Annotated in this window: 19 protein-coding genes and 1 pseudogene; 9 read left to right on the top strand and 11 right to left on the bottom strand. The window is 47.6% G+C overall.

What is annotated here, in order from left to right; translation table 11 throughout:
• Positions 1-23 precede the first annotated feature (23 nt).
• Together asnB and OCU21_RS04800 are read right to left on the bottom strand one after the other, a co-directional pair.
• Complete coding sequence (gene asnB / locus OCU21_RS04795) at positions 24-1,985, bottom strand: asparagine synthase (glutamine-hydrolyzing) (RefSeq protein WP_261806328.1); 1,962 nt, start codon at positions 1,983-1,985, stop codon at positions 24-26.
• A 350-nt stretch (positions 1,986-2,335) separates the two neighbouring features.
• The gene (locus tag OCU21_RS04800; RefSeq protein ID WP_261806329.1) at positions 2,336-2,545 is read right to left on the bottom strand and encodes a DUF2187 domain-containing protein; all 210 of its coding nucleotides are present in this window, start codon (positions 2,543-2,545) and stop codon (positions 2,336-2,338) included.
• 228 nt (positions 2,546-2,773) lie between these two features.
• Between OCU21_RS04800 and OCU21_RS04805 the strand changes: the two genes are divergently transcribed.
• Complete coding sequence (locus OCU21_RS04805; RefSeq protein ID WP_261806330.1) at positions 2,774-3,340, top strand: guanylate kinase; 567 nt, start codon at positions 2,774-2,776, stop codon at positions 3,338-3,340.
• Positions 3,341-3,673: 333 nt separating this feature from the next.
• On the opposite strand, the gene OCU21_RS04810 is transcribed toward OCU21_RS04805, so the two are convergent.
• Positions 3,674-4,975 (bottom strand): pyrimidine-nucleoside phosphorylase, encoded by a 1,302-nt coding sequence (locus OCU21_RS04810; RefSeq protein WP_261806331.1) that lies wholly within the window; start codon positions 4,973-4,975, stop codon positions 3,674-3,676.
• 270 nt (positions 4,976-5,245) lie between these two features.
• Here OCU21_RS04810 and add point away from each other — a divergent pair, with 270 nt between their 5' ends.
• From add to OCU21_RS04835, 5 genes are all read left to right on the top strand, one after another.
• Positions 5,246-6,265, top strand: a complete 1,020-nt coding sequence (gene add / locus OCU21_RS04815) for an adenosine deaminase (protein WP_261806332.1) — start codon at positions 5,246-5,248, stop codon at positions 6,263-6,265.
• Positions 6,266-6,283: 18 nt separating this feature from the next.
• Positions 6,284-6,445 (top strand): hypothetical protein, encoded by a 162-nt coding sequence (locus OCU21_RS04820; RefSeq protein ID WP_261806333.1) that lies wholly within the window; start codon positions 6,284-6,286, stop codon positions 6,443-6,445.
• 80 nt (positions 6,446-6,525) lie between these two features.
• Entirely contained in the window at positions 6,526-8,157 is a 1,632-nt protein-coding gene (locus OCU21_RS04825) for an ATP-binding cassette domain-containing protein (RefSeq protein WP_261806334.1), read from the top strand.
• Between the two features lie 1,200 nt (positions 8,158-9,357).
• Complete coding sequence (locus OCU21_RS04830; protein WP_261806335.1) at positions 9,358-10,620, top strand: carboxylate--amine ligase; 1,263 nt, start codon at positions 9,358-9,360, stop codon at positions 10,618-10,620.
• A gap of 1,155 nt (positions 10,621-11,775) precedes the next feature.
• A complete protein-coding gene (locus OCU21_RS04835) occupies positions 11,776-12,294 on the top strand; it encodes a universal stress protein (protein WP_261806336.1) in 519 nt (172 codons plus the stop codon).
• A gap of 279 nt (positions 12,295-12,573) precedes the next feature.
• Here the strand turns inward: OCU21_RS04835 and OCU21_RS04840 are convergent.
• From OCU21_RS04840 to OCU21_RS04870, 7 genes and pseudogenes are all read right to left on the bottom strand, one after another.
• Positions 12,574-13,608 (bottom strand): annotated as a pseudogene (locus OCU21_RS04840) (AI-2E family transporter); the annotation flags it as partial.
• Positions 13,609-13,665: 57 nt separating this feature from the next.
• Positions 13,666-14,232 carry a hypothetical protein gene (locus OCU21_RS04845; RefSeq protein ID WP_261806337.1) on the bottom strand — a complete coding sequence of 189 codons (567 nt, stop codon included), beginning with the start codon at positions 14,230-14,232 and terminating at the stop codon, positions 13,666-13,668.
• Positions 14,233-14,560: 328 nt separating this feature from the next.
• Entirely contained in the window at positions 14,561-14,911 is a 351-nt protein-coding gene (locus OCU21_RS04850; RefSeq protein WP_261806338.1) for a hypothetical protein, read from the bottom strand.
• A 134-nt stretch (positions 14,912-15,045) separates the two neighbouring features.
• Complete coding sequence (locus OCU21_RS04855) at positions 15,046-15,219, bottom strand: hypothetical protein (RefSeq protein WP_261806339.1); 174 nt, start codon at positions 15,217-15,219, stop codon at positions 15,046-15,048.
• 72 nt (positions 15,220-15,291) lie between these two features.
• Complete coding sequence (locus OCU21_RS04860; RefSeq protein WP_261806340.1) at positions 15,292-16,725, bottom strand: C69 family dipeptidase; 1,434 nt, start codon at positions 16,723-16,725, stop codon at positions 15,292-15,294.
• Between the two features lie 919 nt (positions 16,726-17,644).
• Positions 17,645-18,421, bottom strand: a complete 777-nt coding sequence (locus OCU21_RS04865) for a hypothetical protein (protein ID WP_261806341.1) — start codon at positions 18,419-18,421, stop codon at positions 17,645-17,647.
• 371 nt (positions 18,422-18,792) lie between these two features.
• Entirely contained in the window at positions 18,793-19,452 is a 660-nt protein-coding gene (locus OCU21_RS04870; protein WP_261806342.1) for a DNA-3-methyladenine glycosylase, read from the bottom strand.
• A 115-nt stretch (positions 19,453-19,567) separates the two neighbouring features.
• Between OCU21_RS04870 and OCU21_RS04875 the strand changes: the two genes are divergently transcribed.
• From OCU21_RS04875 to OCU21_RS04885, 3 genes are all read left to right on the top strand, one after another.
• Positions 19,568-19,942 (top strand): DUF488 domain-containing protein, encoded by a 375-nt coding sequence (locus tag OCU21_RS04875; protein ID WP_444979782.1) that lies wholly within the window; start codon positions 19,568-19,570, stop codon positions 19,940-19,942.
• Between the two features lie 437 nt (positions 19,943-20,379).
• The gene (locus tag OCU21_RS04880; protein ID WP_261806344.1) at positions 20,380-20,808 is read left to right on the top strand and encodes a hypothetical protein; all 429 of its coding nucleotides are present in this window, start codon (positions 20,380-20,382) and stop codon (positions 20,806-20,808) included.
• A 66-nt stretch (positions 20,809-20,874) separates the two neighbouring features.
• Positions 20,875-24,228 (top strand): bacterial Ig-like domain-containing protein, encoded by a 3,354-nt coding sequence (locus tag OCU21_RS04885; RefSeq protein ID WP_261806345.1) that lies wholly within the window; start codon positions 20,875-20,877, stop codon positions 24,226-24,228.
• A gap of 219 nt (positions 24,229-24,447) precedes the next feature.
• On the opposite strand, the gene OCU21_RS04890 is transcribed toward OCU21_RS04885, so the two are convergent.
• Positions 24,448-26,376, bottom strand: coding sequence for a coiled-coil domain-containing protein (locus OCU21_RS04890; RefSeq protein WP_261806346.1), 1,929 nt, complete (start codon positions 26,374-26,376; stop codon positions 24,448-24,450).
• Positions 26,377-26,778 lie beyond the last annotated feature (402 nt).

Raw genomic sequence — 26,778 nt, forward strand, 5'->3', positions numbered from 1 at the left:
ACGAAACTAAATATCAAAGTTGATCAGTTGGTCAACTTGCCACTGGCCATCAAAGCCTGAACTTCGGGTTGGACGTGGGCGTAATCCTTAACCGTTTGATCGAAATCGCGGAAGTAAAGTTGGTACCAGACGAGGAAGGTGTAGATCGTCCAGATCTGGCGACGAGCATCGACTTTGCCGTTGAAGTTGTCTACCAATAAGCCGAGGATCTGATCACGATCGAAGAACTCGCGCACCCAGTCTTGACTGAAAACGGCCTTGACTTGCTGGAAGTATTTTTCTTCGCGGAGCCACGTTTTGATCGGGACGGGGAAACCTAATTTCGGACGTGTCGCCCAATCTTCTGGTAAATGGCGTGCGGCTGCCTGGCGGAAAATATCTTTGGTATCATTCTTGGTCAGGAGCAAATCAGACGGGATCGTGTTGGCCAATTCCGCGACTTTTTTATCGAGGAAAGGAACCCGTAACTCAAGGGAGTGCGCCATTGAGATCTTATCGGCCTTTTGCAAAATATCGTTCAACATGAAATGATGTAGATCGATATATTGCATTTGCTTAACGGCTTCCGCGTTGGCGACTTTCTTGAAATCTTGCTGATAGACACCATTGACGGTGCTGTCGTTGCGATAAGGCGCTTGTAGTAGCCGGTTTGCCTGCGCACTGGTAAAAATCGTCGGTTGATCAGGGTCATAGATCACAGATTCGCCAACATAAAAGGCGGAAGGAACAGCCGTATGTGTGTACAAATGGGTTTTCCCTGGAAAATTCGGCATCTTCTTGATGCTACGGGCAAGGTGAGCACGAGCGCCAGTTGGTAATTTCGCCAGTCCATTGGCGAAAACTTTGATCAATTGATGATGGGAATGCATTCCATAATTGACGTAGCCAGCAAAAAGTTCATCAGCACCTTCGCCAGAAAGAGCCACGGTCACTTTTTTCCGGGCTAGGCGGCACAGATACCATAAGGGGATCAGCGAAGGATTGCCGTCAGGTTCGTCCATATGATATTGCATCTCGGCAAAGTCATGAAAAGCAGCATCGCCACTGACAGTAGTGGCGTTGAAGTGCAAGCCTTCTTGATCAGATAGTGCTTTGGCGGCGCTAGCTTCATCATAAGGACCGTTATCAAAGTTAACGCTGAAAACTTCTTTAGGGCGTAATAGCGAAGTGACGTAACTGGAATCTACACCTTCTGAAAGAAAGCTACCAACGGGAACATCGGCGATATTATGCATTTTTACAGAGTCCTGAATGGTTTGGTCGATTGCTTTCACGGTTTCTTCAGGTGTCCGCTCATAATTGATGTCGTATTTTGCGTCCCAGTATTCGTGGATCTGAGTTTCTTGATCGTGGCGTTCGAACCAATGGCCAGCTGGGAAACGATAAACATTTTTGAAGAAAGTTTCAGGTAGGTCATTATATTGGTTCATTAGATAGGATTTCAACGCATTCTTGTTCAGTTCCTTTTTGAAATTAGGGTGTTTCAAGAAGGCCTTGATCTCTGAACCAACAATAAAAGTAGCGCCATTGTCATAGTAGTAAAGTGGCTTGATCCCGAAGAAATCGCGAGCGCCGAATAAAGTCTTTTTGTTGTCGTCCCAGATCAGATATGCGAACATGCCCCGCACCCGCTTTAAGGTACCGGCCATGCCCCATTCTTCATAACCATGTAGCAAAACTTCGGTGTCTGCCTTGGTTTTAAAAATGTGTCCAGCAGCTAATAATTCTTTGCGCAAAGCTTGATAGTTATAGATCTCGCCATTGAAGATGATCAAGATTGAACCATCTTCGTTATAGATCGGTTGACCGCCGCCTTGCAGGTCAATAATACTTAATCGACAAAATCCCAATGCAACTTGGTCGTTGAGATAATGGCCACCGCCTTCAAGATTCGGCCCACGATGACGGATCATTTCCATCATATCTTCAATGACAGTCTTCTTATCAGTGATTGTTTCATCACTGAAAGCGATAATTCCACACATGATATCTCCTTAATGGCTGCTTGATACCAGCTTGATCAGTTTGAAGCGCCCATTTGCTTTCTGAAAATAATATAGTTCTCTCCTTGTTCATTTTACCAGCAATTCGTCACAAAGTTAATTAGTGGGACTATAAATTTTTCTTAAGCGGGGAGATATTTTCTTAGGCTGATTTGGCAAAAGAGGCCCCTAAGGCCGCGAAATCCGGTATAATAGAACCAATCAGATCTTTGGCAACGAAAAGAACCGCGACAGTTGATGTTCTGACACGGTTCTTATTTATAAAAAGTGGCTGGATTTACTTGTTGTTGGCGCGCAGATCATTTAGCGGATCTTAGGCCGATCGATCAGGATCAAGCGATAGCGGACAATTGCTTACAATTGACCACGATCCGTTGGTTGAGTTCATAAACATTTTCTTTGTCGCGATTATCGTGCTCGATAATATGGAGCAGCACAGCGTGTTCATAAATCTTTTCGACTTCGCCAGTAAAACGATAACTCATATCTTCTTTGACCTGGCAACTGAATTGATCGCCAATATTAATATCTGTGATTTCCATGATGCTACCCCATTTCGATTTTTTTGTGGGAGGCTATCCCTTAGGCTCAACGAGTTTTGATAAATGGCGCTTTATCGAAAAGACGCTGAAATGATTGGCGCCAGCTTGAGCCGGCATGATTTTAATGTGACGCTGTGATCGTCAACAGCGTCAAGTGATCAGATCAGACTGGTCAGGAACCAATAGCCAAGATCCATCACCGTCAACAAAAGGAGTAACGATGTTGCTATGAACATGAACAAATTATTGATCATTACCGGAGCATCTGGTACGGGCAAAACGACTGTCAGTAACTATTTGCGCGACAACTATGGCATTACCCGAGTGATCACACATACCACGCGACCGCCGCGGGCTGGCGAAGTAACGGGCCGGGATTACTATTTCGAGACGGAAGCCAGTTTTGTCCAGAACCATTACATCGAATCGGTCAGCTACGCGGGCTATCATTACGGTTCTTCGCGAGAAGCGTTGCAACGCGCTTGGCAACAACGGCGTTTGGTCAGCTTGGTCTTGGATACTAAGGGCGCTGAATCTTACGCGAAAGTCATGCCCCAACAATTGATCGTCCTTTACCTGACGATCTCCGATCCTGAGATCCTGAAAGAACGCCTAGAAAAGCGCGGAGATGCGCCAGCGACGATCGAACAACGCTTGAACAGTGTCGAGTCCCAACGTGACTTACAAGTACCTGCCGCATTGCGGTCTTTAGCGACTGTGGTCGTCAACGATCATTGGGCCAGCGCTAAAGTTGCCGTCGATCAGTTACTGAAAAATGAACTTTGCCACCTATGAACCATCCAGTAAAAATATCCTTGATTCAGGATATTAGCCCTGAGTATAGCATAATTGTGCAGCAAGGCGCAAAACTATTTGCGCTTTTTTATTGGCAAAAAAATTATCGAAAAACTGGAAATTTCTGCCCTCCGTAATGTTCGGATCTGGCTGCCATTTCGCGGTGCTTCTTGGGTTAAAAATTGAATGGTGTGACAGTGGCAGACTTGGGGCAGAGCTGGACATTCTGACAACAGAAAAGACCGTGACCTTGTAGTTGTCTCGCTTGAGGCGAGAACGACTTATGGCCACGGTCTTTTTTTAATAGTAGGGGTTAATCAGAAATCACGATCATTATTTAACGATCTCATGGATCAAGGCGGGAATCTCTGGCTGGTCTGCACCGATCATAATGCTGTTGAGCACTTGATCTTGGACCTCTTGTGGTGCAGGTGCGTTCAAATAAAGGGTCGCTAACGGTTCGCCCAGTGCGACTGCATCGCCGATCTTTTTATGCAAAACGATCCCGACAGCTGGATCGACTAAATCGGTCTTTTTGGCCCGACCACCACCGATTTTCATCGAGGCGATACCTAAGTCATTGGTTTGCATGCCAACCACGTAGCCAGCGCTTTTGGCAGTGATGTCCAATGTGGAGAGCGCTTGTGGTAATTTCTCTGGGTGGTCGACGATGTCTGCATCGCCGCCTTGGTCACGGATCAATTGACGGAAAGCCTCCAAAGCGCTGCCGTCGGCGATCCGCGCTTGCAGGATTTCCCGCGCTGCCGCAGTATCAGGGCTAATGCCAGCCAAAACCAACATTTCTGCACCTAAAACCAGTGTCAATTCGGTGACGTCTTCAGGACCTTCGCCGCGCAGCACATCGATGGATTCCTTGATCTCCAAGGCATTACCAATGGTGTAGCCCAGCGGTTGGTTCATGTCGGTCAAATAAGCGACACAAGGGACCCCATTTTGTTTACCGATCGCCACTAAGGTTTCAGCCAACTTCTTCGCTTGCGCTTCAGTTTTCATGAAGGCGCCATTGCCAGACTTCACGTCGAGCACCAGCGCGTTGGTGCCAGAAGCCAATTTCTTACTCATGATCGAGCTAGCGATCAACGGGATCGATTCAACGGTGCTGGTCACGTCACGCAACGCGTAGATCTTGCGATCCGCTGGCGCTACATCAGTGCTTGCGCTGACAATGGCGGTGCCATGATCTTGAACTTGCTCGATGAACTGTTCAACTGTTTCGTCCACGTTGAAGTTCGGGATCGCTTCCAACTTGTCTAAAGTCCCACCAGTGTGGCCCAAACCACGACCAGAGATCATTGGATTTTTCGCGCCAGCCGCTGCGACTAATGGTGCTAAAGGAATACTGATCTTATCACCGACGCCACCGGTGGAATGTTTATCGACTTTGATCCCGTCGATCATGCTCAAGTCTAGCACTTCGCCAGAATCTAACATGGTTTTGGCCAAAGTAGCGATCTCATCGTCGGCCATGCCTTTCAAATAGATCGCCATCAACAGGGCGCTCATTTGATAATCGGGGATCGACCCGTCCGTGTAACCGGTAATAATAAATTGAATTTCTGGTGTGGATAACTTTCCGCCATCACGTTTCTTGGCGATCAAATCTACCATTCGCATAGAAAAAATACCTCCTCATGTCTAGTTACATCATACCTGACCCTATTTTAACATAGCCGGTTTGTCGCGGGAACCATTTCTCAAAATCCGAACGATCCATTAATGACCGTGCCGAGGGACCAACTAAGATTGGGGTGAGCTTCTCCATTGTACCACCAAGATTAAGCGCTGTCATTGCCGTTACAATAAGTTTTTTTTTTGAAAATGGCGTTGCAGTTTTCTCAGAAAACAGTTATTGTTGAAGCAACAATTGGAAAATGAGGTGGTTAGATGTTAACAGAAACTGAATTACGCGCATTGAAGAAAGTGGAGCTGCATTGCCATTTGGACGGCTCGCTGCCACTACCCACCATCCATCGACTGGCCGCTATGGCGCATCTTTACCTGCCACAGGATGATCAAGAATTACGCAAATTGGTTAGTGTTACTGACGACGCTAAGGACTTAATGGATTATCTACGCCGTTTCGACGTGGTGCTGCCCTTGCTCCAAACCGCGCCGGCATTGGAATTGGCGGCCCATGATCTGATCGGTCAGTGCGCCGCTGAAAATGTTCGCTACATCGAAGTCCGCTATGCTCCAGACCTCACCACAGAACAAGGTCTGACCGTGACGGAAAGTATCGAGGCTGTCTTGCGCGGCTTAGCGAAAGGCCGCGCTGAGTTCGGTGTGGATTCCGGTTTGCTGGTCTGTGCCATGCGCCAATTTCCACTGGCCCAAGGTGAGAAAATGTTCGCCCAAGCTTTACCGTACTTAGGAAAAGGCTTAGTCGGTGGCGATTTTGCTGGCGATGAGGCGGGCTTTGGCACTGAGGTCATCACCCCTGCTATTAAATACGCAGAAGGGTTGGCTTTGCCCTTAACCGTCCATGCTGGCGAAAGCCACTGCGCTCACAACGTCATCGCCGCGCTGGCTTTGCAGATCCGGCGCATCGGCCACGGCGTCGCGCTGGCCGGCCATCCCGATTTTCAAAAAACTTTCGCCCAAGCTGGCGCGACTATTGAAATGTGCTTGACCAGTAACCTGCAAACCAAAGCAATCAGCGACGTGGCTCATTACCCAGTCGCCGAATTTCTGGCTGCGGGCATGAAGATTACGATCAACACAGATAATCGCACGGTTTCTAACACGGATCTGACCAAGGAATATGGTCTGTGGCAACAGTATTTTGGCATCACCAAGGCCCAGTTCTTACAGTTCAATCTCAATGCGATCAACGCTGCCTACTGTACGCCGGCGGTCCGCGAGCAGGTCATCGCAGAATTGCAGGCCAATTATTCAGGTAAATAACGCGGGGAATATTTTTGATTGCTTGAGATGATTGGTTTTGGCGAGTGTGGACGCAGCCGCCTCAAAACGTTTGTCGTGGCTGGAGAACAAAAATCACTTAATACTATGGACAGTACATTAAAACAAGAACTCGCTCATGTTGACTTGGGGCTACTTACAAGATGGGGTGGCGTGTTCTAACAGCTTGGTCATTAAATACAGGCCAAAGATTTTTGTATGATCGTGTATTTGGATACTATAAACCCCACTAGGAGAAAATCATGTCAATCTGGAAGTACATTAGGTTATATTGGAAAATTAATGTATTGCTCTTGCTAATAGATATTGCTGGTTCATTATTTGTCACGATTTTTAGTTTGGGAATTGCGGACATTATGACGGCACTCGTTAATCGCAGCTTCACCACGATCTTATATTGGTTTATTGCATTAGCGGTTATTTGCGTTGCCTGGGGTTTGCAAATTTTTCTCCACGACAAAGTGTATGCAATTTCAGTCCAAAAAATGGATATGGCGATTCGGAATGACATCTGTTTGCTTCTAGAAGACGTTGAATATACATCCTTTCACAACGAAAATCCATCTGTTTATGTATCCTGGCTAACAAATGACATCTCCACGATCAACGACTATGGCTTTGATTGCCTTGAGCTGGCAATTTCTCAAGCGATCACCGTCGCGATGAGCGCATTTGCAATATTCAAGTTCCATTATTCCCTGGTTCTGTCGACGCTTTTGCTACTTGTTATAATGTACCTTGTGCCGAAAATTTTCACTAAAAAAATGAGTGCAAACGCCCTAAGCACGACAAAAACAAACGAAAGTGCCACAAAAACAATCTCTGATTTTCTTTCTGGATTCGATGAATTGTTTATGCTAAATACGCCTTACTTACTACATCGTGCTGTTAAACGGTCATCTGAAAAACTCAGTCAGGCTAAAATTCGGCAAGCAACCACGAGCGGAATGATGCACGGATCAAGTAACCTAACCAGCTTTTTAAGCCAAGTATTGATCATGGCTCAGTCTTGTGTCCTCTTCATTATGGGCTTAACTTCCATTGGCGCTATTAGCGCTGCCAGAGACTTTTCTTCCATTATTTTCTCCAGTACCACGGGCTTTTTTGCCAACCTTATGGAAGTTCGAACGACCAAGCCAATCTTCGAAAAGTATTCAAAACTGGCATATGAGTTGGAGGACTCTGCTGCCAAAGTTAACATTTCAGAGCTTTCCCAGTCCCTTTCGTTCAACCACGTCGATTTTAACTATGGCAACAAAACAGTGCTAAGCGACTGCTCGTTTTCAATCAAAACACGCCATAAATATGTATTGTCTGGAGAATCTGGTAGTGGTAAATCGACATTGTTTAATTTGATTTTAAAAACGTTGATGCCTGTCTCTGGGCAAATAAATTACGATGGAATCCCATATTCAGAAATCAGTTCGCGATCAGTTAGAAATCAAATCATCTATATCAACCAAAAGCCCCATATTTTCAACGAATCGATTCGCTTTAATATCACTCTAGATCGTGATATTTCTAAAGAACGCTTAGACTACGCAATTCAGGCTAGCGGGTTAGACGCCTTGCTTGATGATTTGCCCGAGGGTCTCAATACAATCATCAACGAAAATGGCACCGATTTATCTGGTGGTCAAGTTCAAAGAATTGCGATAGCACGTGGCTTGATTCAAGAAAAGAAAATATGGTTGATTGATGAAGCTACTTCAGCACTTGATCCGCAATCAAAAGCCGACATTGAAAACAGATTAGTATCATTGCCTGATGTAACAATGCTGATGATTTGCCACCATATAACCAACATCTTAAAGAAATCAGTCGATGGGGAGCTTCATTTGACAAACAAAGAGATACAAGTAGTTGATTCGTAAAAACCAAACAATTGATGACAGACGGCCATGCTGTCGTCTCCTTTTGCCGAGTTTTCGTCCACTCGTGCCATGAAATTGTCCGCATCATTTCTGATTTTATTATGTTGTTCATACCTCCTGGGTACTTTGGCCGCGGTTGTAATCGGGTCATTCGTGCGGCTGATGGGGGCAATGGGCATCTTGATACTGAAATGGGCCCGATTATCCTAGTTGTCACGCAGCGCTCCTAACCAATTCATTCTGTCCGATTTCAGTCAGAATATTTCAACACTTCATGTCGGGAGCACTGGGATATTCTGACTTTTTCTATGCAAATTAAATCCACACTAAGTTATTACTGAAAACAAAAAGGAAGCTTCCTTGTCGTATTCTGGTTAGCATCAAAGCAAACCCCAATCTACAGAAAGGACTTCCCACCTGAGTCAGACCAAAATCGCCACACACGTGGAAGTTCCAAATGTTGATTTTCAGAAAAAATATGATGAATTCTTTAAAGATAAACGATCGCGATCCAGTAGAAATACAAATCAACGAATAATTTCACTGCTGAGCTACACGTCCTGAGGCGGTTGCTGGGCAGAATTGAGCCGATCTGTAATCAAAGCGAAGGATTTGACGAAGTTTTTTTGCAAGTGTGGTGGTTGAACATCTTTATCCGCTCCATAAACAATCATTGGTTGGAAACCGACTGATTCAGCTGATTCGCCGAGAACGGGGTCTGTTCATCAAGCAAACTAAACTGGTGTCACCAATTTAAAGCTTGTGACTACTAACCACGGCCGTCAATTGCGTGACATCCCATCAATTAGCCATAGCTTGCCCATCGGCGTGAGTGCTCAAATGACTATGATAACGTTGAGCGGCTGGAGCGGAGAAATTTGGGGTGAGCTCGCCGTGTCGTTATTCTTAGCGGCTTTGCCGCTTAGAATAAGGCTCAGATTTGATATTTTCGGTGCCCTTCCGAAAAGCTTAAAGTGACGCCCACAGCGAGCTCACCTCGAATTTCGCAGCGCAAGTCGCGGCCAAGCTACTTTTGCCAGCCCAGCTCAGCCCAGCGCAAGTCGGGGTAGTTTACCAAACCCAAGCACCCAAGCAATGCAGAAATCAAAACTAGTTTTGTCATTAAGACTTATTTATAGTAAAATATACAATTGATACAGTTTTTTCTGGTCAAATTTTAAGGGAATGAAGTGTAATTTGATGACAATGCCAGAATTCACGCCACTGCTACTTGGGAGTGACATCAATGTTTATGGGATGGCGCGCTCTTTCAATGAGTTATATGGGCGAAAAGTGAAAGCTATTGCCGGAGTGCAATTTGCGCCCACAAGATACAGCAAGATCATCGACCTTGATCTGCGGCCGGGATTTAATGAGGACCCGGTTTTCATTCAGGAAATGCGTAAGATCGCCCAAGAATATGCGGACCATTCTGAACCAGTTATTCTGGTTTCTTGTAGTGATGGTTATACGGAGCTGATCGCCAAACATAAGGACGAACTCAGCAAAACTTTTGTCTGCCCTTATGTGGACTACGATCTGCTGAAAAAGTTGAATAATAAGGAAAGTTTCTATAAAATCGCGGAGGAACATGGCTTACCTCACCCTAAAACGCAGATCATCACTCAGGCTGATTATCAGGCTGGTCCGGTGACGCAGCCGTTTGCCTATCCGGTGGCGCTAAAACCGGCCAATAGTGTGGAATGGTTAGATATTCATTTTGAAGGGCGTAAAAAAGCTTTTACGATCCATTCAGATGAAGAATTTCAAGAGATCGTCGGCAAAATATACGATAATGGCTATACTTCGGCCTTGATTTTACAAGATTTTATTCCTGGCGATGATTCCAATATGCGGGTGCTGAATGCCTATGTGGATCAACATCATCACGTTAAGATGATGTGTCTGGGTCATCCTTTGTTAGAGGATCCCACCCCCCAGTCGATCGGTAATTATGTGGCGATCATGCCGGAATATAATCAGGATCTGTATGAGATCGTTCAGCGTTTTCTGGAAGAGATCAATTATGTTGGCTTCGCTAATTTTGACTTGAAATTTGACGCTCGTGACCAACAATTCAAGTTTTTTGAAATCAACCTGCGTCAGGGTCGCAGTAGTTTTTACGTGACCTTGAACGGATATAACTTGGCGCAATATTATGTTCGCGATTATGTTACCGCTGACCTCGATGAAGACCCGATCGTTTACGGCAATAAAAATAAGGCCCAACAAAAATTGTGGATCGGTGTGCCAGCAAAGATTTTCAAGAAATACGCCGCAGATAATCAAATCAAACAGGCAGCGCTGGAGTTGTTGCGTCAAGAGCGCTGGGGCACGACACTGTTCTATCAGCCGGACTTGAGTTTCAAACGACGGGCGCTATTGTGGTACATGGATCACAATTACGTCAACCGGTTCGCCAAGTATTTTGAGGCGAACAAAGGCCGCGACTTCAAGAAATAGATCCAGGTCAACGCCTAATCTAGGAAAAAACAGTAAAATCGCGCCGCTTTCAATTTGAGATTCACTAAAATTGGAACTGGTGCGATTTTTTTGTCAGCGCTGGTGTGCTGGGCTTGGATGGGGACGCAACCGCCTCAGGACGTTTGTCGTGGCTGGAACGCGGTGGGCACTGTTTTGAGCCAATCCGCAAAGACCGCGGCTTGTCTCAAAATCAGGCCTTATTCTAAGCGATAAATCGCTAAGAATAATCTCACCGCTGAGCCACACGTCCTGAGGCGGTTGCTAGGCAGAATTGAGTCAATCTGCAATTGCAGATGGGTATCTGACGAAGTGCTTTTGCAAGATTGAGGTCAAACAATTGCCCTTTTTTGGGGTGGATGGCAATGCCGACTGATTTGGATTAGTTGGTCGGGACATTTTGCGTAGACGAACATCTCCACTTGTTTCTCTAACAATCCATGAGTGGAAACCGATTGATTCAGTTGATTCACTGAGAACGGGGTCTGTTCATCAAACGAACTATAATGGTGTCACCAATTAAAAATTGTGACCACTAACCATGGTCGCCATTTGTGTGGCTCCCCCATCAATTGACCATAGCCTTCCAGTCGGCGTGAGTGCTCAAACGGCTGTTAAAACGTTGAGCGGCTGGAGCGGAGAAATTCGGGGTGAGATCGCCGTGAAATTGTCCGGTTCTTTCTAACGTTTGGCGAATGGCCTTAAAATTTCTCGATAATCGCGAGTCTTGCTTCTGGAATTTGAGAAATTGCAACACCAAACATTAGATAATAGGTTGGCTTGATGTAGCCATTTATTTTCTATCGCTCCAATTAATTTAGTTGGAGTATTTATTCGTCGTCTGGAAAGCTGCTATATCAGTGTTGATCGCGTCTTCGCCAAAGTTTAGAAAGAACCAATTGTCCTTGGTGGCTCTGCCGCTTAGGACAAGGCTCAGCTTTGAGATTTGCGGGTTTTGCGAAGCTCAAAGTGACGCCCACAGCGAGCTCACCCCGAATTTCGCAGCGCAAGCTGCGGCCAACCTACTTTTGTCAACCAAGTCCAGCGGCCAACATTGGAACATGCCACGCCCACTACCCAAGCTTTTGGTAGCCCAATTTTCCGGAAAGCAGTATACTAGACCCGGAGGTGAGTGTTATGGAAGATCTAGCATCATATCAAGTTGGCACCATGCATTATTCCCGGATTCTGATCGCGGTGGACGATGATGATTTTGTTTCTTCGCGGCGGGCTTTTGACTATGCTTGCACAGTGGCCAAAATCTACAATATTCCTTTGGGAGTGGCGATGGTTTTGGAAACTGGTGATATGAACGTATTTCAATCGTTATCGCCAGAGACACTCAGCGATTGGCGGGAAAATATCACCCGCGATCTAAATACTTATTGTGAGAAAGCCCGGGAGTTTGGCGTGCTTGATGTTCAACCTTTGCTGGCAGAGGGGAATCCTGGGCGGGAAATCGCCGAGAAATTGATTCCTTCATTCAAGCCAGACTTGTTGGTGATCGGCTCGGAAACTAAGAGCGGTCGGCGTAAAACTTTAGGGACCCATGCGGCCTATTTAGCGCGCTACGCGTCATGTTCGGTCATTATTGTTCGCTCAGACGCTCAAGGCGCGGCAATGATCAAAGACATCAAACACGATACGGCTAAATAAAAGGCGCTGGGCTTGACCTTGACCACCGGATCCAGCAAAACAGTACCGCTGACCGGGGCTAGCTTGGCTAAATTTTTGGCACCAGAACAAATTGTTTGCTCACGAATAAATCCAAATGAAAAATCCTGACACAGCTGTAAATGTGTCAGGATTTTTTTATGATTTGTCGGAATTTTGTGGCGTTTTCGCTGACGCTGGACCAAGTGAATCAGGTGGTGTTGGTGAATTAGACTGGCTAGGTGAATCTGATGGTATTGGCAAATCAACCGGATTTGCTGGAGCTGGTGTTTTTGGCGTGGTCGGGTTGCCGGGAATCTTTTTGACGCCGATGATGTCGAGGAAGAAGGTGAACACGGGAATGCCGATGATCAGACCCCATGTGCCCAGCAGGCGCTGGCCCACAAGGAGCACGACAAAGGTGAAGAAGACGGGAATCTTGGTGCGACTACTCATGAACTTGGGATTGAGCACGTAAGCTTCCAGCGCGTGGATGATCAAAATCATGATTAAAATCGTGACGATGCCGCGGAAGCCATCAACGGTATAGACGACGATCGACAGGGGGATCACGGAAATGATCGCGCCGGCAACGGGAATCAGGGAGAGGATGAACACCATCAGGGCCAGTCCGGGAATGTTGGGCATTTTCATGAAAATCAGCGTGACGGTGGTGATCAGGGTGTTGACCAAGGCGATGAAAATCTGGGCTTCAATGACCACGCCGAATGTGTTGATGAATTTATCAGCGAAGAATTTCAAATCGGCGAAATACCAGCCAAAAGGTGAGTCGAGGAAATTTTGCCCGAAGTCTTTCAGCTCGTCGATGCCGACACTGAAGAAGAAGCTCAGGATCAACGACAAAATCACGGTCACGCCCATGGCCGTAATGCTGCCGGCGTATTCTAAAACGGTGGTGATCCCGGCTTGTAGCTGGCCTTTGAGATTGGTTTCATTGATCGATTTAAGCAACCACTGGATCGTTTGATTGTGGGCGAATTCGTCGCTGTTGTAGAAGTTCACGACCAGGTTGTAGAGATGCGCGGTTTGCTTAGCGATGCCGGGCACATAATGGACGATGGTGTAGGATAGTCCGGCGACGATCAGAATGTAAAGCGGCGCGACCACCAGCCAGGCCGGAACTTTGCCGAAACGGCGCGCGAAATTGATCGCCCGGGTGACCAGAAAAGCGAAGATGAACGTGAGCAAAATCAGACTCATGATCCCCCGCGCCAACCACAGCAACAGAATGATGCTGAATAAAACCACAGTGCGGCGCAGTTTGATATTTTGAATGAAACGGTTGTAAATTGACATAACGTGCCCCCCTAGTAACGGAATCATTATAACATGGACCGGGTCTGCTCAGGGCTCCTAATATTGACCGCAGTTTGAGCGGCACGACTTCATGGATAAAAGTAGGTTGGCCGCAGCTTGCACTGCGAAATTCGGGGTGAGCTCGCTGTGGGCATCACTTTGAGCTTCGCAAAGTGCGCGAATCTCAAAGCTGAGCCTTATTCTAAGCGGCAGAGCCGCTAAGAATAACGACACGGCGATCTCACCCCGAATTTCTCCGCTCCAGCCGCTCAACGTTATAACAGTCGTTTGAGCACTCCCGCCAATTGGCAAGCTATTTTCAATTGATGAGGTGCCACGCAATTGGCGACCGTGGTTAGTAATCACGATTTTTAAATTGGTGACACCGGTACAATCTGTCTGATGAACAAAGCTAGTTCTTGGTGAATCAACTGAATCGGTCGGTTTCCACCAATGGATTATTAAGAAAATAAATAGAGATGTTCGGCCTACGCAAAGTATCCCGGTCTCCGAAATCCGAACCTGCAGGTGTTGCAGTACCACCTCAACAGTGTGCAATTGTTTGACCTCAATCTCGCAAAACCATTTCGTCAAATCCTTTGTCTTGATTGCAGATAAGCTCAATTCTGCCTAGCAACCGGCTGGGACTGCGCGGCTCAGTGGTGAAATTGTCCTTAGCGGCTGTGCCGCTTAGGACAAGGCTCGATTTGAAGACAAGCCGCGCCCTTTGCGGATTGGCTTCAAACGACGCCCACCACGTTCCAGTCCGCAACAGCAGTCCCAGCCGGTTGCGCTCACGCGCAACACCCACCCACATCTGCAATCAAGCGCAGGTTCAAGAATAGAAATCAAACGTCCAAATCAATTCCAAACAACGCCCACCATGTTCGAACTAGAGTGTGGGCACGTATAAAAAAGCCAGTCAGCGACGATCCTGACTGGCGAGTTGGCGCTATTTTTGTAAAAGGTCGGGGAATTTCCGGTCGATCAGGGCTTCCAAGCGGTAACGCTTCTTGCTGGCCATCACACCGGCGTCAACGAAATCGTTGAGCTCGATTTTGCTGATGTTCGCTGCCTCGGCCAGGTCCTTGCGGCGGATCCGTTTGGTTGCCAAGACTTGTTTGACCTTGGCGCGCTGAGAAGCCTTGCGTACACTTTGGATCGTCGCCACGAACACGATCAACAGAATCAAGATGATCGTTGACCAGAGTTTACTGTGGGGGTCGATCAGGAAATAAAGGAGCATCATCACCACAGCACTGGCGACCATGGCGGTGTAATCTATTTTTTGGTTTTTCGGCATGAGTGTCCTCCAACTGACGCAGAGCGCGTCTAAATCTATCTCTTATCCTATCATAGATTACCAGTGGCTGGTCGGAAAATTTTGCGCTGGCGCCAAATGATGTCAGGGGCGCTAGCTCGTCAACCGAAATCCGGTTACGTTGGTTGAGGGAATAGGGCGGCGACTACGGGGATCAAGGTGTTGACGGTTTGGTCAACTTGGGCGGCGTTGGTTTTGTTGATCAGATGTGGAATGATCAACGGCACTATTTTATCCGCGGAAACCAATTCGCTAAACCCGCGCAAGAAACCAGCGCGCCAAACCGGCATGATCATGGCGACATTAAAAAAAGCAGCCGTTGTCGACTGCTTTTCTCGATCATTTTTTTTGAAATCGGGGGCTTAAAGATTGCGATCCATGTTGAAAGTTAACCGCGATAGCGTAATGCCCTTGGTGAACAGGCGGCCCATGAACGCTTCAGTCTTGGTCCGCATCATGTCCACGGTTTCGTGGTTCTTTTCCGTCAAGAAGGCGGTCAGCGCTTCGCCAGAATAATTAGCGGCTTGGGCGTCAACAGCGGCGATCTGAGCGCGCAACTCTTGGCGACATTCCTTCAAGTAATCCAGATCATCTTGAACGAAATGGCTGTAATTGGATTCCACTAAAACGGACAGGGCCCGGTACATCCAGTGGGCCTCTTTGAAATTGAAGTCCAGGGAAACATCACTGTAAGACGGGGCGGTGTCGGTGGCGTTGGTGTAAAACGGCAGATAAGGGCTGAAGGTTGGGTAGCCAATACATAACCACATGACTGCGGCGTGTTCTGCCGGCACATCATTACGGATCTGCAAAATATGCGAGTTTTGCGTCCGGTTCAAACCGATCGGACGATAACGATACTTATCGGCGTCAGCGCCCTTGCCTAGCGGATCATAAGGCGTTTCGTTGTAATGGGAACCGAGAATATATTCAATATCATCAGGCGAGATTTTGTGGCTCGTCCGGCAGATGAACGGCAGATCGCTGCTTTCGGGATCCTGGTCGAGCTCCGGATTCAAGATATGTTGACCATACCAAACCCGCGGCGTGTTATAATGCCGATCTTTTTCATTGTCCGTGCCGAAAATATGGCGGAAGTTCCAGCCAGCTTGGTCTGGATTCAAATGGTGTTCTTCAACATAATCTTGAATGCCTTCGGACCAAAGGAAGTTGTCATGATCATTGAAATCGACTTGTTGGATCGCCACTTGGTTCGCCGCGATCACGTAAGCGTCATCGGGAATCCGTTGGGCAACCCAATGATGGCCTGTGACGATCTCCATGTACCAAACATTATCCTTGTCACCGAATAAAACAGAATTTCCCGCTGGCGACCCGAATTTCTTGATCAGGCTGCCTAGATATTCTACCCCGGCTTTCGCTGAGTCGATATAAGGCAAAACCGCCGTTTGCATACAGTCTTCATCCAGACCATCCTTGACTAACGGATCAAAAGCCAAGGCCCGCTCGTTACCATAAGTACTTTCGGTACAACTCATGGCCACATTTTTCTCGTTGATCCCGCTTTCGTCATAATAGCCCAGCTTCTGATAATCAACGTTAGGGACCGCTGGATAGCGATAGCCATCTTCAGGCAATTCCATTTGGAAACCATTGAGATAAGATTTGAGCACACGGCCCTTTTCACCGTGAACCGCTGGATGCATATAGAATCGGTGGGGCGCTACGGCGTGGAATGTATCGTCGTTTCGGGCGATCATTGTGGATCCGTCGATGCTGGCGTCTTTCCCGACTAAAATCGTCGTACAAGCACGTTCGATATTTTGTTCGGACATGAAATAACCTCCATCTGCTGAAAAAATGATTGACGCTAAAGCGCCAAATTCGTACACCATAAAGATAGCACATTTCCGGGAAAAGTTCGACCGGGTCTTGCTGGCGGTGTGCTGGGCTTGAGTGTGACCACTGGTTTGAGTGACTTTGAAAAGTACTGTTTCTGTATTTACTGTTTCGTTTGGTTGCGGATTTGTTGGGTTTGGTGGTGACGCAACCGCCTCAGGGCGTTTTTAGTGGCTGGAACGCAGTGGGCATCGTTTGAAGCCAATCCGCAAAAACGGCGGCTTGTCTTCAAAGCGAGCCTTTGTCTAAGTAGCTGCTGGCGCACCTACAAAGACAAATTTCACTGCTGAGCCACACACCCTGAGGCGGTTGCTAGGCAAGTTTGAGCCTATCTGCAATCTGGGCGAAGGAGCTTACAAAGTGCTTTTGCTAGTGTAGTGGTCAAAATGAGACCATTTCATTTTGTGGGCAAGGTCTTGTCAGCTGTTTGACCAGAGTTGCCAGTAGTCATCAAGTCAATTGCTACGGTGTGACTATCAGTACGAACTTGTGATCATTAGCCATGGTCGTCATTTGCGGTGAGATCTGTCAATTTAAATGAACAGGTAGAATGGCGTGGCAGCTTGATCTGCTTAAAACGGTTGAGCGGGCGGAGTGGAGTGTGGTGGGTGAGCTCGCCGTGAAATTGGTCTTAGTGGCTGTGCCACTTAGACCAAGGCTCAGCTTTGAGATTTTCGGTGTACTTCCGAAAAGCTCAAAGTGATGCCCACAGCGAGCTTGCCCGCCACACGCAACGCAGCCCACGGCCAAGCAACAGAAGCACAGCAAGCTCGCCCCAATCATAGTCAAAACAAAAAAGCACTGCGCAAGAAGCACAGTGCCAAGCCGAACGATTTTTAACAGAGGTCACCCTGATCAGTCCAAGAAAATATGACGGATGTAAGGATCACTACCGGAACTTAAACAAGTTTGGATCACTGCCCGATGCTGTTGCATCCGTGCGACGGTGTTCGCGATATTGCTGTTCAAAGAAGACCAAGCTTCCCCGGAGATACTGGTAACAGTCAGTTGTTGACCGTCGATCACGACCGGACTGCCAACGCTTAATTGGACGACCGCGTTATGGGCGCCGGCGTTACCAGCGTCAACCAAAATCACTGATGGTAAAAACGACCAACGATAAACACCATCCGCTGGGACGACCTTGTTGTTGGCTGTTGCAGTAAAAGTGCCGGCGATGGCAAAATGTTGACCGAACAAATTCAAACCACTGGTAACAGGCGTGTTTTGTGGCGTTGCTACCGTATTCGTGTTAGCAGTTTGCGTTGCTGTGGGTCTCGATACTGCCGTTGTTGTTGCTGTCGTGGTTATGGCAGCCTTATTTTTAGCAGCGGTAGCGGCAGCACTGGCAGCGGCCTGTTCAGCAGCTTTTTTGGCAGCCTGAGCCGCTTGCGCAGTGGCGATCCGTTTCGCTTGTTGGTGACTATTGGCCTTGATCAGAACTAGGTTTTCCTCTTGTTCTTTTTGATATTCGATTTGTGTTGCGGCGGTTACGTTAGATTCACCTTGATCGTCACTGATGGCGATGGTCAAGTTTGTGCTCAAAGTCAGCGAGCTCAAAACAACAACCGCGAGAGCAGCGATCCCAGTAAAACGATGGGATCGTTTCAGGGTGATATTGCGAGTTTTCATTGTTAGTTTTCTCCTTAGTTGATCAATCCAAACCGATTTGACGGTGTAGTCGATCTGCTTCGTCTCCCGCGAAGTAGAAGAAAATGACGTTCCCCAACCAATAAAAATGAAACACGCGTTATTCAAAAAAATAAAAAGAGACCCGACCAGCGCTGTTTACTTACTGTTACAACAGTAAATAAACCATTCTGATTGAATCCCCAATAATATTTTTAAATTATCAAGTAAGAGGTCACTCGCTGCCCACGAGCTGGTCTCACTTTTCCCCAAGGCATATTATAGCACCAAATTAGATTGATAACAATTTGTTTCGCAAAAAATATTCACCGAGCTACATTGTGAAATGCGATTCAAACGCTGATCTTGTGGGCTTATCTTATCCATCCGTAATCGTCTAGCTTATAGTCTCGCTTATGCATTTTGGAAACATAGGGATTACCGGTGACGAAAACACGATAATGATCACGCCAATTGTCGGCGGTGCGCACACCGATCCGTGGCGTAGTCGTGATCTCTTCGGGGATGCGACTGGCCTGCGAAATGATTTTCAGAGGGCTCTCATGAAAATCCAGACCGTTTAGTTTCGTATCATGAATATTAAGTGCGCGCATCAATTTGCCTGGGCCGCTGGTCAGATTTAGGTCGGGCTGTTGGGGCCGGTTTTGCCGCATCAAGTCTAGACCGATCGCCGGTTCCACAGCGCGGATCAGAATCCCCTGAGGCTCTTCCGCTGCTTGGGTGACCACATCAAAGTCATAAAAACCGCGAATGGCATAAATGTAGATCGTCCCCGGCAGTCCATAGAGCGGCTCGTTAGAAGGTACGCGGCGATTTTGATAGGCGTGAGCGCCAGGATCGACGGCGCCTAAATAAGCCTCAGCTTCAACGATATACCCGCCGATCTGGCCGGCGGGACTGTCATAGATCAATAATTTGCCCAGCAAGTCGCGAGTGATCGTCAAGGTGTCGCGACCGCTGAAGAAAGACGGGTCCAAGCCGTCAGGATGGTCAATGGGTGACATTAGTTGCATTTTTCGGTCAAGTCCTTATCATTGAAATTAGTTGAGTAAAGTTAGCTAAACGAAATTTAGTGAGAGCAATCAAATCTTTTGTCAGATATTTCTGCAAAAATAATGTTAGAAAGAAGTGGGCGTGATGTTAACGATTCAGCGTATCTATCAAAGTCCAGTGGTGCCGGGAACTTATCGCATTCTGGTCGATCGGATCTGGCCCCGGGGGATCTCCAAAGTCAAAGCTCAACTGGATCTGTGGGCCAAAGAAATCGCGCCGACCACCGAATTACGGAAATGGTTCAATCACGATCCGGAAAAGTTTCCCGAGTTTCAGCAACGTTACCGCGCCGAATTAGATGCCAATCCGGATTTCCCCGTTTTTTTGGCGCAGGTCAAGGCCCAGCTGACTCAAGGTGATGTGGTTTTATTATACGGCGCTAAGGATCAGAAGGATAATCAGGCTCAAGTGTTGCTGGCCTATTTACAAACGAAACTGACAACCAATTGAGCATAACGCCAAAATGGGTCACTTGGCAAGTGATCACCTACACCATCAAGTTGAACTTGGTGGTGTTTTTTCGTGTCTGAAAAAATATTTTTTCTGGCGTAAGCGGAAATCAACTGAAAATTTATTTCAGGTGCTGGCTACCACGATGGATTTGTGTAGCGTGCACAAATGCCGTGACCTGATAGTCAGCTTGTCTGGACAGGATGACCTGTCTATCCATGTGATATCAGCATTGCAGACGTTGTCAGTTGAAAGATTGGTTAGACCAACATTTGTGAGCCACCGCGCGACAGTTTACTTTGGGGGCAGCTTATGTATTTTATTACAAGAATGAATGGATAAATATTAAACGTGAAAATGTGAAAACGAAATTATAACATAACTTTGCATTTATATACCATTTACTATGCATATTGATTTTTTTAATTCAGCTTGATATGATAACTTCCACCCTAGATATGCCGAATAACCAGCGATTTGTTGCAAATCGTAGCAATGATAGGGCGGGACAAATAATCGATGAACTTTTATTTTATACAGGAGGGCAGCAGAATAATGATAGTCACAACAACCGTGAACACGGTCAAACGGGTGACCACCAAGGTACTGACAGCACTGTGTCAGTTCCCGACAACCAGCGCGGCGTCGTCAACCACGTGCAATTTCCGCATTTTTCGTCACAGTTGGCTGAAGGGCCACAGCTGCCACAAGCCGGTGAGGCCACCACGATCAGCGCACCATTAATGGCGCTGATCATGACGGCTTTGACTGGACTGGGCTCAACGGGTCTCGCAGCTTTGCGCCCGCAAAAGAGTAACAAAAAAATAAGGATCATCACACCCCGCGCAGTGTTTTCGACGGAGTAGCGCCTGGCGTTAGTCGGTCTACTTTTCTTCGAAAGGCTGATGGCTGGGGAAGATCAGGGGGAAGTAATGAAAACAAGAAAATATCGACGCATCTTAAGCTTGACCGGGGCGGCCCTGCTACTCAGCACACCGCTGATACCAGGAACCTTGGCCGCTAACGGACGTCCAACAGTCGCTCAGGCAGCGACAAGCCAGCTGGCAAGTGCGGTGGAGCAGTCAAAATCGGACAGGTTGTTAAACGATTTGTTAGCGGAACAGGCGGCTTTGGCTGGCGCGCAAGCAACAATGGGCGCGGACGAATCTGAAGCGCGACAAGTGTCAAACGAGCAAAATGAAACCGCGGAGATTTTGACACAAGCCGGTCAAGCGTCCGACTCACAAGCAACAGCAGAAGCAGCGGGGGATCCGACTGGTTCATCCACTTCAGCGGCCACTGCTGATGTCTTGGCAACGCCAGCTTCGGCGGCTTCGGAGGACATCAACAAATGGATGCCCAATCGCCGGCTCCAGCAAATCGTGCTGAACAATCTTCAACGTCAAGGTGTGGCTGTGACTTCGGTGGATCAAATTCACGAGCAGGAAATGTTAAAATTGAAATGGCTCAGTAATGAACCAATGACCGATCCTGGTAATTTTGCACCTTTTGATTCAGAGCTGGTGCCGCAAAACGATCCTGACGGTGATTATCTTTTGGACGGATTAAATAAGGCCACCAATCTGAAATCAGTCGTTCTCAAAGGTCTCGGCCGACCACAACGCCGGGGAAATATTCGCTCACTGACCCCGTTGGCGCAGATGGTCTATCTCGAAACGATTGATGTCAGTGGCAACCAACTTAGGTACACAAGTCCGCTTATCCGGATTCAAAACGAATCCGCAAAATTAAAGTCTGTCGATATCAGTAACAATTCAATCGGTAATTTCTCCGGATTAAAAAAAGAGAAACTGCAACAATTCAAATACAAAGGTCAGATGGTTGTGACCAATAACACTGGGGTCCCAAAAGGGGAAACCACCGAGACCTACGACCTTACACGGGTCATCAAACCATTAAGTGGTGAAACTTTAGAAAGCCAATTTGGCGCGCCTCGACTTAACTTCAAGCAATATCAGCGTTTCAACTTGGCGCTGCCTGTAGGTCAGCCCCAGAATAAAATCAGCGTTTATGAGAACGGCGCTGCTCAAGGAAATGGCAGCGTATCAGGGTTTAAAATCACCTACGAAGGTCTGGCTGAGCAAGAATACTATCCCGGATTACCGACGGAGTTTGCTGGGCAGACTGATTTATCGCACAAATATCGTTATGCCATGTTCGTCAATCTCTATCAGCGTGGTGAAACAGATCAGCCAGTGGTAACGGTGATTATTCCTTATCATGACACTGATTTGGTCGGGGTGCCTGTGTTTGTTCAAGGTATGGATGAGAACGGGGAAAAGATTGGCGCAGGTCGTTTTGCGCCTGAACCACATCCTCGTTGGAATCAGCAAGGAAACTATACGTATCATTCCTACTCCGGTTATGTCGACCAAAAAGAGCGGCTCCCGTACCGGATAACTGACGAACCCCAATCTGTTACGGTCGTTTACCAGCCAATGTTGCGAGCTCAAGACCGAGAAATCGCGCGTGGTAGCGCATGGATCGCCAAAGATAATTTGACTCAAGTTCGCACTAAAAAAGGTACAGAAGTGCCATTGGAGACGTTAGATCTTGACAAAAAGAAGATCAAAGTAACGATCACCGCTGACAACACTGGCAATGAGGTCACGGAAGCAGAGGCCACGGCGAAAATCGGCAAGTACACCATTGTTTATCAATATGATTATCACAAGTTCACGTCCCACTTGACAGTTACAGGGCTTGAAACTACGATTATCGCCCACGACCTGACCATCAAGGCGAATGAAGCTTGGTCACCAGCTGACCATTTTGTCGGCGCGGTCGGCGCTGAAGGAATCGCGTTGGCGCTGACGGATCTAAACGTTGACGCCAGCAGTGTGGACCCGAATAAACCTGGCGTTTATCAAGTGATTTTCACGATTCCTGCAGCGCTCAATGGCGGCAAATCGTATCGGCGTATTGTGGAGTTGACCGTGGAAGCAAATGATTTAGAGGCACCACCAGTCGATCCAGAAACGCCAACACCGGAGCAACCAGAGAAACCAACGCCAGAACAACCGGAGAAGCCAACACCGGAAGAACCGGAGAAACCAACCCCGGAGGAACCGGAAACACCAACCCCGGAAGAACCAGAAAAGCCAACACCAGAAGAACCAGAAAAGCCAACCCCGGAAGAACCGGAAAAACCAACCCCGGAAGAACCAGAGAAACCAACGCCAGAACAACCGGAGAAGCCAACACCAGAAGAACCGGAGAAGCCAACACCAGAACAACCAGAAAAGCCAACACCAGAAGAACCGGAAAAGCCAACCCCGGAACAACCAGAAAAGCCAACACCAGAAGAACCGGAAAAGCCAACACCGGAACAACCGGAGAAGCCAACACCAGAAGAACCAGAAAAGCCAACACCGGAACAACCGGAGAAGCCAACACCGGAACAACCGGAGAAGCCAACACCAGAAGAACCAGAAAAACCAACACCGGAAAAACCGGAAAAGCCAACACCAGAAGAACCAGAAAAGCCAACACCGGAAGAACCAGAAGCACCAACACCGGAACAACCGGAGAAGCCAACACCGGAAGAGCCAGAGAAGCCAACCCCGGAAGAACCAGAGAAACCAACACCGGAAGAACCAGAAAAGCCAACACCGGAAGAACCAGAGAAGCCAACCCCGGAACAACCGGAGAAACCAACACCAGAAGAACCAGAAACACCAACCCCGGAGAAACCGGAAAAGCCAACACCAGAAGAACCGGAGAAGCCAACACCAGAACAACCAGAAAAGCCAACACCGGAAGAACCGGAAAAGCCAACCCCGGAGAAACCGGGAAAGCCAACACCAGAAGAACCAGAAACACCAACCCCGGAGAAACCGGAAAAGCCAACACCAGAAGAACCAGAAAAGCCAACCCCGGAAGAACCGGAAACACCAGATTTACCGGGCGAACCAGGCGAATCAGAAACGCCAGTAAATCCAGAGAACCCGGGAGATTCCGAAGCGCCAGAACAACCAGAAAAGCCAGCGGATCCGGAAACAGTGCCTGCCCCAGTCTTGCCAAGTGAACCACAAGGACCGCAAGATCCGCAAAAACCCGCGGCACCAGATTTGGTTGCCACGACGCCGCAATCAAATTTGCCAAGTACGCCGGGGACAGCGCGAGCAAACGGTCAGCAAACAACGATCTTGCCGCAAGCAAATGAGCGCCATGCTTCTATCCTCACAGCATTGGGGACTTTGGCGCTGTTATTGACCGGGTTCGTTGCTGTTCGCGGTTTGTGGAAGATTGTCAAACCACGCTAACGTGCAGCGAATTTAAGCCGTTCCAAATAATGATCCGCTAACCCATATTAACGATTCTCGTTCAACTTGCTTCCTCACAGCATGTCGGACACCGCCGTCCCAAAATACCAAAAAAATAGCCACGCCCGGAAATGGGCTGGCTATTTTTGTTGCTTGGCCGATTTTATTATCTGATGTTGTTGGCCTGATGTTGTTGATCTGAATTGATCTATCGGCGAATTATTCTTGGGTGCTGAGTTTCTTCGGGAGTGCTGGCTGCGTGTTTTCGATCAGATCGACTTCGAGATCTCGATCGGTGCTAGTGGCCAACGCTTGCCGATCTTGTTCCGTTTGAACCAGGAAACGTGAAAACGCCGGTGTATGCCGGAGTATTTTTTTCAAAGGCTTACTGTCTTGATGCAGGTTCGTCAGCACGGGGATCACCGTCAAGTCCGGTTGTTGTTTAGCCAAAACGCGATAGAAACCGGTCTGGATATCGCCGATCAAAACTTGGGTCCGGGTCTGCTCAGCTAAATAATGTTGTAACCACCAAGCAGTCAATTCATCTTCGCTGGCGAAAACGTGAGTGACCAGACCTTGAGAATCGAAAAGTTGAAGCGATTCGATTTTACCAGCGTTCAGGGTCTTGGTCAAAACGACGGTGCCATCAATGCGGTAGTAGTCGATCGTGGCTAGCTGAGCGTCTTCATCGAATTGGGCGCTAGTCGACAACTGTCCAGCGGGATTATATTGTTTACTACGGACTTTTTGATCATTGGTGAAATAATCGATCTGGGTGATAGCCCCGTTATTTTGATGGATCGTCATCAATAAATGATCTTCTTTATCGAAAATCGAAGTGGTATGGTGTTCTAAATCGACCTTTTGAATCCAATTTTCATTTTGAGGGAGTTCCACTTGTGGCGCGGTATTTTCACCACTAGTTTGGAGCTGGTCGTAGAGATCGACTACAGAGATCCCGGTGAGCCCAGCCTGGGTCAAAATCGCGGTCACGGCCGTCGCGCCAGCCGGTTGGTAAGTAGCGGTAAACAAGGTAGGCGCTGTCGTTAAAGTTTCGCGCAAGTGCCGCAGTAGGGCCAGTTCAACGTTTGCTTTGGTGGTCAAAGTCGGGGTGAAAACAAGGTAGTTTTGTTCGCGATCATATTGGATCGCACGTAGGAGATAAGGACTATCAAAAAGCTGAGTCACATGTTCCTGCAAGCCAGTAATGGTCGCGGTCAAGGCGGCGACTTGATTGCTGGCCGTGGTGATTTGCCGATCTAAACGTTGTCCGGCGTTGTCCGCATTGGTCAATTCCCGTTGCCGCTCCGCCACTTTGTTGGTCAAGGCAGTTTCTAACTGTTTTTGCTGACTAGTCTTACTATTATTTTGTTGGTTGAGCTGATCGATCCGTCCAGTTAAATCATCTCGCTGACTACTCAATTGGCTGAATTTATCGTTCAATTCTTCTCGAGTGCTGATCAAACGGCCCCGCTTCTTGTAAAGAGCATCAACTTGTGGCTTTTGCGCGGCCATCAGCTCATACATTTTTTGCAAGTCGGTTTCTGCCTTGATCTCGGTGGAGAGTTGGTTGCTGGCCTGTTCATTTTCGTCGATCTCCAAAACGACCTGCCGGATCGCCTTCGTCGTTGAGTCGATTTCTTTCAGTAAGCCATTCAAATGGGTTTGTTCTTGCGTTGTTGTTTGAGCCAAGGCAGCCAATTCATTAGCCAATTCATCGATCGCCGCCTGCTCGTTTGCATCACTGATTGCTTTAAGTGTGGCGATTTTTTCCGTGTTAGCCTGCGCTTTGCTTTCTAAGTCAGTCAATTCCTGCTGGATCGCTGCCAATTGATCCTGGTTCTCTTGCTTTTCCGCAAATAATTGTTGCTTCAATTGGGCCTTGACCTGACGATAATCGCTGGCCATTCGCGTCAGTTGTGCTTCCAAAGCCAGCCGCTGTTCATGCGTATCTAACTTTGGTGTGGTCGCCGCCGCTGCGATCATTGGCGTTGAGGAATCAGTTGTCATTGGTGTTGCCGCCAGTGCAGGTTTTTCTTCTGGCGCCTGGGACTGTGGCTCGGCCAATCGCGTGGGTGTTACCGCTGTCGAGTTGGCCGTAGTGATCTCAGGTTCATTTTTCTTGGTACGATTGCCGAAAAGTTTCATAAAAATTCCGCCTTAACTTTGAATTCAAATTGGGTAAGTAAATAGAACGTGAAAAGATAAATCATTCGCTATGCAGTGGTTTTTGCCCAGCATATCACGTAACATCCTAGCTATCCCTAAGTTTAGCATAATTTAGCGCGGCTGTAAGCTGTTCTGACGGGAAAACAGCGGAGAAATTGTGAGTCGACCCACTGAAACGTAGTGAGTATCATTTTGGCCGATTTGAAAATGTCGCTGCTGTATTTGCTGACTTGCTTGATTGCAGATTTGTTGGGTTGGGTTGGGGACGCAACCGCCTCAGGGCGTTTGTAGTGGCTGGAACGCAGTGGGCATCGTTTTCTACCATTAGTCAAGAGAAAGTTGATATATTAGGCCTCTTTTTCTTTGTTTCTTGAGATTCTA

Source organism: Lapidilactobacillus luobeiensis (genome assembly GCF_024345205.1).
GTDB lineage: Bacteria > Bacillota > Bacilli > Lactobacillales > Lactobacillaceae > Lapidilactobacillus > Lapidilactobacillus luobeiensis.